Source organism: Cyanobium sp. BA20m-14, from assembly GCF_024346295.1.
The window spans coordinates 1-7,694 of record NZ_JAGQCR010000156.1 but is presented as its reverse complement, the minus strand read 5'-3'; the positions used below and the strand labels follow the sequence as shown (position 1 = coordinate 7,694).

Here is a 7,694-nt window from a genome sequence, read left to right as displayed (position 1 = left end):
CTGACCGCACCTGCAATCGGTTGATAGTCAACAGCCCAGCTACGGCTGGGCAATAACGGAATCCCAAAAGCTCCCTTGCATAAGGGGGCTTTTTTGTTGCATGGGTGGTTGGGCTTGGCTCCTTCAGTTCTGGCCAGATCGCTGTGGTCCCACCAGGGTGTCGCGCGGTTTAGCTGTGTTGCCGCCCAGCAGCAGATCACCCCTGGCGCCGGCAGCACGTTTCTCCTTCAGATGCCTGCACTTACTTGAGCTGGCCTGCCGCCGCAGCTCTGCCAAGTGCTGAGCAGTCCGTTTAGCTCGGCATGGAGGGATTTCAAATCGACAATCCGCTGCTCGATCTCGCCGGCCTTGCCGCGGATCGTGGCCTGCAGGTTGTCGCAGGTGCACATCCCCGATCGGCGGGCCTCCAGTACGGCTTTGATTGTGGGCAGAGGGAGCTCGAGCCCCCGCAGGGTGCGGATCAGGGCCAGTTCTCCATACACCAACGCATCAAAAAGCCGGTAGTGCCCCTCACTGCGGCCTGATGGTCGCAGCAGTCCCTGATCGCAATAGAAGCGGATCGTTTTTACGGAAACGCCCGAGTGGGCAGCTACCGCTCCGATCTTTTGGGGCTCCTGGGCCGGCAGCTCTGGCGGTTGTAGTGCGGCCACTTGACTCTCCACCAAGAGGAGACCCCATCGTAGGAACACAGCCAACTTCCTACCCATGCGTTCCCTCGCTGCATCGCTATTACTTGCTGGGATCTGGACCGCCCCGGCCCTGGCCCAGGGCGATCCCCACAAGCACCATCACCAGCATCAGGCGGCCCCTGCTGCCGCTTCCCCCAGCCAGGCACACGCCAGCCATAGCCATGACGTCGGCCCAGCCGGTGCCACCTACGACCTGCGCTGGCTCGACGCGATGGTGCAGCACCACACCGGTGCGCTGCGGATGAGTGAGTTTGTGTTCAACATCGGCCACCCCGGGGTGGGCGCCCTAGCCAACAGCATCTGGCGCGAGCAGGCCCGCGAGATCAAGGCGATGGCCCAGTGGCGCAAGGCCTGGTATCCAGAGGCGCCGGTCTATCCAGTGGCCCTCAGGCCGGGCGGTGATCCCAACTCCATGAGCAGCCTGGAGCGCATGGGCGCTGCCCAGATCCAGGCGATGCAGATGATGGGCTCCACCCCCACCAAAGCCAACCGGTTGGTGTGGTTTCTCGAGGGGATGATCGCCCACCACGGCGGTGCCCTGCAGATGGCCCACGACGCCCTCAACAAGAGCAGCGATACCACCGTGCGCCGGCTAGCGCGAGAGATCATAGTGGCCCAGCGCGCTGAAATCATCGAGCTGCGCCGCATGCTGCGCCTGGAGGGATTGATCAAGCCGGAGTACAGCCAATACGACGCACTCTTTCGCTTCTAACTCTTTTAATCTAACTCTTTTAATCTAACTCTTTTAATCTGACTCTTTCGATCTGATCAATTCACCTCTGATGGATCTCTTCTCCATGAATAGCCGCATGGCACTGATCGCCCTGGCGCTGGCGGCAACACCGCTGACCAGCCACGCCCACCCCAAGGGCCTTCATGACACCCAGCAGCAGGCCGAGCAAAGGGCCAAGGAGCTCGGCTGCACAGGCACTCACCAGAACAGCGGTAAGTGGATGCCCTGCAGCAATGAGGCAACCCTGCACCAGCAACTGCGTCACCACTAAACCGCCATGCCTTTTTTGCCTAAAACTCGCTGGCGTCAGCTGCACCGCTGGGTAGTGCCGATCGCGGCGGCACCACTACTGCTCACCGCCGCAACCGGCTCGCTCTACAGCCTGCTGCTCGAGCAGGGAATCGACGCCTTCTGGCTGCTCAAGATTCACTCCGGTCGCTTTGGCCCGCTGAATCTGCAGCCCTATTACTCAGGGCTGCTGGGGCTGTTCACGCTGGTGGTCATTGGTTCCGGCATGGCCCTGCTGATTTCAAGCCGCAGGGCTAGGGCCTGAGTGCTGGAAATCCACACGGACAACTTCGAGGTAATCAACCTGCAGCCCTATTATCCGGAGATTATTTTACTCGGAGACAAGTGTAATCCACTTGCTACATAACTGAGCTCAAAGGAGAAATATCAAGAACCAGAATAGGAAAATCACGGGATATGGCTCTGCATCGAACTGGACATCACTAGCTTGAAGAGATAGCTCCGCGCCAACGCCAGGCCTCTGATGTCACGCACACAATGAGCGCCCCCTCCCTCGGCCCACCCTGCTGCCCTGCCGAGGGACCAGCCGTTTCGGCAGACGGTATGGAGCGGGAGCTGGCCCGGGAGCGCACCCTGCTGCGCCGCAAGGTCAGCGTTGCTGCCGTCCTCACCGTCCTGGTGATGGGCTCGAGCCTGCCCCACATGTTGGGGCTTCACAGCCTTCCGTTACTGCCTTTCTGGTTCACAAGCCCCTGGACCCAGCTGATCCTCACCACACCGGTGTTGTTCTGGTGCGGGCGTGACTTCTTCACCGGCGCCGTCTCGGCCTTCCGGCAGCACTTCGCCGACATGAACACCCTGGTGGCGGCCGGCACCGGCATCGCCTACCTCACCTCGCTGTTCACCACCCTGTTCCCCCAGGTGCTGATCGCGGAAGGCCTGCCCGCCGACGTCTACTACGAAACCGTGGCGGTGATCCTGACCCTGGTGCTGCTGGGCCGGCTGCTGGAGGCCAGGGCTCGCGGCCAAACCTCAGAAGCGATCCGGCGGCTGCTGCAGCTGCAGCCCCCCAGCGCCCGGGTGCTGCTGGATGGACAACCGGTTGAAGTTCCGGTGTCGATGGTGGTGGTCGGTGACCTGGTGCAGGTACGTCCCGGCGAAAAGATCCCGGTGGATGGGGAGGTGAGCGAAGGCAGTTCCTGGGTGGAGGAGTCGATGCTCACCGGTGAACCCACCCCCGTGGCCAAAGCTGCCGGCGATGCCGTGATCGGCGCCTCGATGAACCGCAGCGGCAGTTTCACCTTCCGAGTCAGCCGGGTGGGGGCCAACACGGTGCTGGCCCAGATCGTGGAGCTGGTGCGCCAGGCCCAGAGCTCCCGCACCCAGCTGCAGCGCCTGGCTGATCAGGTGGTGGGCTGGTTCGTGCCGGTGGTGATCGCCCTGGCTATTGCCGCCTTTGTGGTCTGGTTCCTGATCAGCGGCAATCCCGTGCTGGCGATGCTGTTTCTGGTGAGTGTGCTGGTGATCGCCTGCCCTTGTGCCCTGGGCCTGGCCACCCCCACTTCGATCATGGTGGCCTCCGGCAAGGGGGCAGAGAACGGCCTGATCTTCCGCAGCGCCGAAGCCCTGGAAACGGCCGGCAAGCTGCGCACCATCGTGCTCGACAAGACCGGCACCCTCACCCGCGGCCAGCCGGAGGTGACCGATTTTGAACGGCTACCCGGCGGCGTGCTGCCGGCCGACACCCTGCTGGCCCTCACGGCAGCGCTGGAATCCCGCTCGGAGCATCCCCTGGCCGAAGCGATCACGACCTATGCCCGCAGCCAGTTGAAGTACGGCGCACTGCCTGCGCTCGAGGGCTTCGAGGCCGTGGCCGGGCGCGGCGTGCAGGGGGTGGTCGCCGGCCAGCAGGTGCGGGTCGGCACCCCCCGCTGGTTCGAGGAACTCGGCATCGACACCGTCGCCCTCCAGCCCCTAGTGGAGCGTCTTGAGGCCGCTGCCTGGAGTGTCGCGGCCGTGGTTGTGGACGGGCGGATCGAGGCCTGCTTCGGCGTGGCCGATCCCCTCAAATCCAGTTCAGCAGCCGCCGTGGCCGCCCTGCGGCGTCTGGGTCTGCAGGTGGTGATGCTCAGCGGCGACGCCAAGCGCACGGCCGAAGTGGTGGCCGCCCAAGTGGGGATCGAGCGGGTGATCGCCGAAGTGCGCCCCGCCGACAAGTCCTCGGTGATTCGCAAGCTGCAGGAGCGGGGTGAGGGCCCGGTGGCGATGGTGGGCGACGGCATCAACGACGCCCCAGCCCTGGCCCAGGCCGATGTGGGCATCGCCATGGGCACCGGCACCGATGTGGCGATCGCCGCCAGCGACATCACCCTGATCTCCGGCAACCTGGCCGGCGTGCCGGCAGCGATCGAGCTCAGCCGCGCCGCGATGGCCAACATCCGCCAGAACCTGTTCTTCGCCTTCGCTTACAACGTGGCCGGCATCCCGATCGCCGCTGGCCTGCTGTTTCCGCTCACCGGCTGGTTGCTGAACCCGATGATCGCTGGCGCCGCCATGGCCTTCAGCTCGGTGTCGGTGGTGAGCAATGCCCTGAGGCTGCGGAACTTCCGCCCCGCGCGCCTACCTCTTCCAACCACCTGATGCTGATCCTTGCTGCCGCAGCGCCCCTCTGGCGCACCATCGATCAACCCGTGGCCCTCAAAGGGCTGGTGGCCATGGTTGGCTTGCTTCTCATCGCCTGGCAGCTCTGGTGGTTCCTGGGTCGCCATGGCGGTGGCGTGGCGGCCCGCCAGAGCGAGGCAGGCTTGCAGGAGATCACCATCGTGGTGGATGGCGGCTATGCACCCTCACGAATCAAGGTGAAGGCCGGCCAGCCGATGCGGCTTGCCTTTCATCGAGTCGATCCGAGCAGCTGCTTGGCCCAGGTGATCTTCCCCGACTTCCACAAAAGCCTCGATCTGCCCCTTGATGCCACCACCAGCCTGGAGTTGCCCCCCACAAAAGCCGGCGTCTATCCCTTCCACTGCGGCATGAACATGGTGCGCGGAGTGCTGGAAGTGGAGTTAGGGACGAGGGTGTCCCAGGTAGCTGGCTAAAAATAGACACGAGCCAATTTGCGCTCATAGGCTGCCAACGCTGAAAAGCAACAGCCCTCGACAGATGGCCTGGGCATGCAAAGCGAGCTTGGATGTTCCGCGGAACCAGGTTCGCGGCACCAGGGTCCCGGTGGCTGCCCTGTTTGAAAACCTGGAAGACGGGGTCTCCATGACCGAATTCGTTGAGTGCTTCCCCGGTGTGCAGTTGGAGTAGGTCCGCTTTGTGCTGGAGTATGCCGCCCGCATTACACCAGCGGCCCTATCTCGATGAGGCGGTGCTGCTCAAGATCCGCAGTCGCCATGGGGTTAGGCCCGCCGCCGCTGCCCAGACTCCTTTGCGTTGAACTGTGCGTTGATATTGATCGTGCCCCCATTGCCCAAGCCCGTGACCACTGGATCCGTCAGCCCTGTCAGCCTCGCTGAGGCCTCGCGCTTCTGGTTCCAGCTGGGCTGGGTGAGCTTCGGCGGGCCGGCCGGGCAGATCGCCCTGCTGCATCGCGAGCTGGTGGACCGGCGCCGCTGGCTCTCGGAACGGCGCTACCTGCACGCCCTCAACTACTGCATGCTGCTGCCGGGGCCGGAGGCCATGCAGCTGGCCACCTACCTGGGCTGGTTGATGCATGGTGTTCCCGGTGGCCTGATCGCCGGGGGGCTGTTCGTGATCCCCTCGGTGTTCGTGCTCACGGCCCTGGCCAGCATCTATGCCCTCTGGGGGCAGCTGCCCCTGCTGGCCTCGGTGTTCGCCGTGGTCAAACCGGCGGTGCTGGCAATTGTGCTGATGGCCGCCTGGCGCATCGGCCGCCGCACCTTGCACACGCCCCTGCTGGTGGCCCTGGCGGTTGCCGGTTTCCTGGCGCTGGCACTGCTGGATCTGCCCTATCCCGTGGTGGTGATCAGCGCTGGCCTGATCGGCATTGGCGCCGCCCGTTGGCGGCCCAACCTGCTGGTGGCGAGCAAGCCCCACGGGGCTGGATCGAGCGACCCTAATCAGGATCGGCCTGGCGCTCTTCACGACGATGACTCCGCCTCGCCGGACCATGCGCGCTTTTCAAAGCGGCAGTTGGCGGTGACGCTGTTGGTGTGGGCCCTGGCCCTGCTACTGCCCCTCGCAGCTCTGGCGATTGCCGGCGGCTGGAGCGGCACCCTGGCGCTGATGGCCCGCTTTTTCACGCGGGTGGCGCTGCTCAGCTTTGGTGGTGCCTATGCCGTGCTGCCCTATGTGGCACAAGGGGCGGTGGAGCAGTTCAACTGGCTATCGGCTCCGCAGATGCTCGACGGCCTCGCTCTTGGGGAGACCACCCCGGGGCCACTGATCATGGTGGTGGCCTTCGTGGGCTTCATGGGCGGCTGGAATCAATCGATCGCAGCTGGCTTAAGCCCCTGGCCCCTGGCCCTGGCGGCGGTGCTGGTGACGGTGTGGTTCACCTTCCTGCCCTCCATCGGTTTCATCCTGGCCGGGGCACCGCTGGTGGAAGCCACGCGCGGCGACCTGCGCTTCGGGGCGCCGCTGAGCGCCATCACCGCCGTCGTGGTGGGCGTGATCGCCAGCCTGGCGCTTTTTTTCGCCGGGCCGGTGCTCTGGTCCGGCGGCATTTTCAACCCTTGGGCGGCAGTGGTGGTGGCGTTGGCTTTATTTGCGCAGCTGCGGCTGCGCTGGAGCGTGCTGCAGGTGATCGGTGCAGCGGCGGCCATCGGTGCAGTGCTGGCAGGGGTGGCAGCGCTCTCAAGTTGATCGCCCGCACAGACAACAAAACCCGGAGCGTTGGCCCCGGGCATTTGCCTGCTCAGCAGAGGTGCCTTCCCGAGGAGGTCGGGCGCAGCTGCCCTGTCGTTTGCTCGTTGTCCAATCAGGGGATCGACAGCGGTATTCACCAGGGGCAATGGGAGTTCATAAAGGGGGCTTCACAGCTGTGGCCAGGATGCTGCGGCACCTTCGTCCAGCTGGCCCCAAGTGGCATCCCCCCTGCAGATCCGCCCCTATGTGCCGGCCGACTGGCCAGCGGTGTGGGCGCTGCTGGAGCCGGTGTTCCGCGCCGGCGAAACCTTTCCCCATGACCCAGCGATCAGCGAGTCAGAAGCCCAGGTGGCGTGGGTGGAGCACAGCCAGTCGGTGATGGTGGCTATGGATCCGGCCGGGGCCGTGGTGGCTACCTATTACCTCAGGCCAAACTCCCTCGCGCTGGGAGCCCATGTGGCCAATGCCGGCTACGTAGTTGCCGAGCACTGCCGCCGCCAGGGAATCGGCAGTCGGCTCTGCCAGCACTCGCTGCAAGCCGCCCGGCGTTTGGGGTTCCGGGCGATGCAGTTCAACCTGGTGGTGAGCACCAACACCGCCGGCATCCGCTGCTGGCAGCGCAATGGCTTTCAAGAGGTCGGCACCCTGCCGGGAGCTTTCCGTCACAAGCATTTGGGCTACGTCGATGCCTTGGTGATGATCCAGGGGCTAGTGGAGGGGCCTGCCCCATGAAGGTGGTGCCGCTGCGGTTGCAGCCGGGCGATGATCTCCGTCAGGCGCTGGAAACCTGGATGGGCGAGCAGGAGGAGCAGGCCGGCTGTGTGATCAGCGCTATCGGCAGCCTCTCGGTGGTCCAGCTGCGCTTCGCTGGAGCGGCGGCGGCCACAACCATCCGCGACGACCTGGAGATCCTCAGCCTCTCCGGCACCCTTTCAGCTGATGGCGCCCACCTCCACATCGCTGTGGCTAACAGCAAAGGTGCCGTATTCGGCGGGCACCTCTGCCCTGGCTCGCTGGTGCGCACCACCGCCGAGCTCGTGATCGGTCTGCTGCCGGAGTGGCAGTTCCGGCGTGAGCGCGATCCCGCGACCGGCTACGCCGAGCTGGCTATCAAGGCTCAGCCAGAGCGGTGATCGCCCGAAGAACCTTCAACAGATCAGGGAGTCGCTGCTGGCTGGCCTGATCCGGAGGCA

10 protein-coding genes are annotated in these 7,694 nt (G+C 64.8%); 9 read left to right on the top strand and 1 reads right to left on the bottom strand.

Annotation, left to right across the window (positions count from 1 at the left end):
* Window positions 1-227 precede the first annotated feature (227 nt).
* Window positions 228-650: a MerR family transcriptional regulator gene (locus tag KBZ07_RS13405; RefSeq protein WP_254932081.1), complete on the bottom strand. Its 423-nt coding sequence runs from the start codon at window positions 648-650 to the stop codon at window positions 228-230.
* A gap of 55 nt (window positions 651-705) precedes the next feature.
* On the opposite strand from KBZ07_RS13405, the gene KBZ07_RS13400 reads away from it, so the two are divergent.
* From KBZ07_RS13400 to KBZ07_RS13360, 9 genes are all read left to right on the top strand, one after another.
* The gene (locus KBZ07_RS13400; RefSeq protein WP_254932080.1) at window positions 706-1,401 is read left to right on the top strand and encodes a DUF305 domain-containing protein; all 696 of its coding nucleotides are present in this window, start codon (window positions 706-708) and stop codon (window positions 1,399-1,401) included.
* A 70-nt stretch (window positions 1,402-1,471) separates the two neighbouring features.
* A complete protein-coding gene (locus tag KBZ07_RS13395; RefSeq protein ID WP_254932079.1) occupies window positions 1,472-1,693 on the top strand; it encodes a DUF3721 domain-containing protein in 222 nt (73 codons plus the stop codon).
* A gap of 6 nt (window positions 1,694-1,699) precedes the next feature.
* Window positions 1,700-1,975: a hypothetical protein gene (locus KBZ07_RS13390; RefSeq protein WP_254932078.1), complete on the top strand. Its 276-nt coding sequence runs from the start codon at window positions 1,700-1,702 to the stop codon at window positions 1,973-1,975.
* Window positions 1,976-2,208: 233 nt separating this feature from the next.
* On the top strand, window positions 2,209-4,311 hold the full coding sequence (locus KBZ07_RS13385; RefSeq protein ID WP_254932077.1) for a copper-translocating P-type ATPase: 2,103 nt from the start codon (window positions 2,209-2,211) through the stop codon (window positions 4,309-4,311).
* A complete protein-coding gene (locus KBZ07_RS13380; protein WP_254932076.1) occupies window positions 4,311-4,766 on the top strand; it encodes a cupredoxin domain-containing protein in 456 nt (151 codons plus the stop codon). Before KBZ07_RS13385 ends, KBZ07_RS13380 begins: the two co-directional genes overlap by 1 nt.
* Window positions 4,767-4,830: 64 nt before the next feature.
* A complete protein-coding gene (locus KBZ07_RS13375) occupies window positions 4,831-4,980 on the top strand; it encodes a DUF433 domain-containing protein (protein ID WP_254932075.1) in 150 nt (49 codons plus the stop codon).
* A gap of 171 nt (window positions 4,981-5,151) precedes the next feature.
* On the top strand, window positions 5,152-6,498 hold the full coding sequence (gene chrA, locus KBZ07_RS13370; RefSeq protein ID WP_254932074.1) for a chromate efflux transporter: 1,347 nt from the start codon (window positions 5,152-5,154) through the stop codon (window positions 6,496-6,498).
* Window positions 6,499-6,717: 219 nt separating this feature from the next.
* Window positions 6,718-7,233 (top strand): GNAT family N-acetyltransferase, encoded by a 516-nt coding sequence (locus tag KBZ07_RS13365; protein WP_254932073.1) that lies wholly within the window; start codon window positions 6,718-6,720, stop codon window positions 7,231-7,233.
* Window positions 7,230-7,634 carry a PPC domain-containing DNA-binding protein gene (locus KBZ07_RS13360; protein WP_254932072.1) on the top strand — a complete coding sequence of 135 codons (405 nt, stop codon included), beginning with the start codon at window positions 7,230-7,232 and terminating at the stop codon, window positions 7,632-7,634. The genes KBZ07_RS13365 and KBZ07_RS13360 overlap by 4 nt, the downstream gene beginning before the upstream one ends.
* Window positions 7,635-7,694 lie beyond the last annotated feature (60 nt).

Excerpts from the sequence above, each read along its gene's own strand:
- KBZ07_RS13375 (WP_254932075.1), top strand. The coding sequence starts at position 4,831 with ATGGCCTGGGCATGCAAAGCGAGCTTGGATGTTCCGCGGAACCAGGTT.
- KBZ07_RS13395 (WP_254932079.1), top strand. The coding sequence starts at position 1,472 with ATGGATCTCTTCTCCATGAATAGCCGCATGGCACTGATCGCCCTGGCG.
- KBZ07_RS13390 (WP_254932078.1), top strand. The coding sequence starts at position 1,700 with ATGCCTTTTTTGCCTAAAACTCGCTGGCGTCAGCTGCACCGCTGGGTA.
- KBZ07_RS13360 (WP_254932072.1), top strand. The coding sequence starts at position 7,230 with ATGAAGGTGGTGCCGCTGCGGTTGCAGCCGGGCGATGATCTCCGTCAG.
- KBZ07_RS13380 (WP_254932076.1), top strand. The coding sequence starts at position 4,311 with ATGCTGATCCTTGCTGCCGCAGCGCCCCTCTGGCGCACCATCGATCAA.
- KBZ07_RS13385 (WP_254932077.1), top strand. The coding sequence starts at position 2,209 with ATGAGCGCCCCCTCCCTCGGCCCACCCTGCTGCCCTGCCGAGGGACCA.
- KBZ07_RS13400 (WP_254932080.1), top strand. The coding sequence starts at position 706 with ATGCGTTCCCTCGCTGCATCGCTATTACTTGCTGGGATCTGGACCGCC.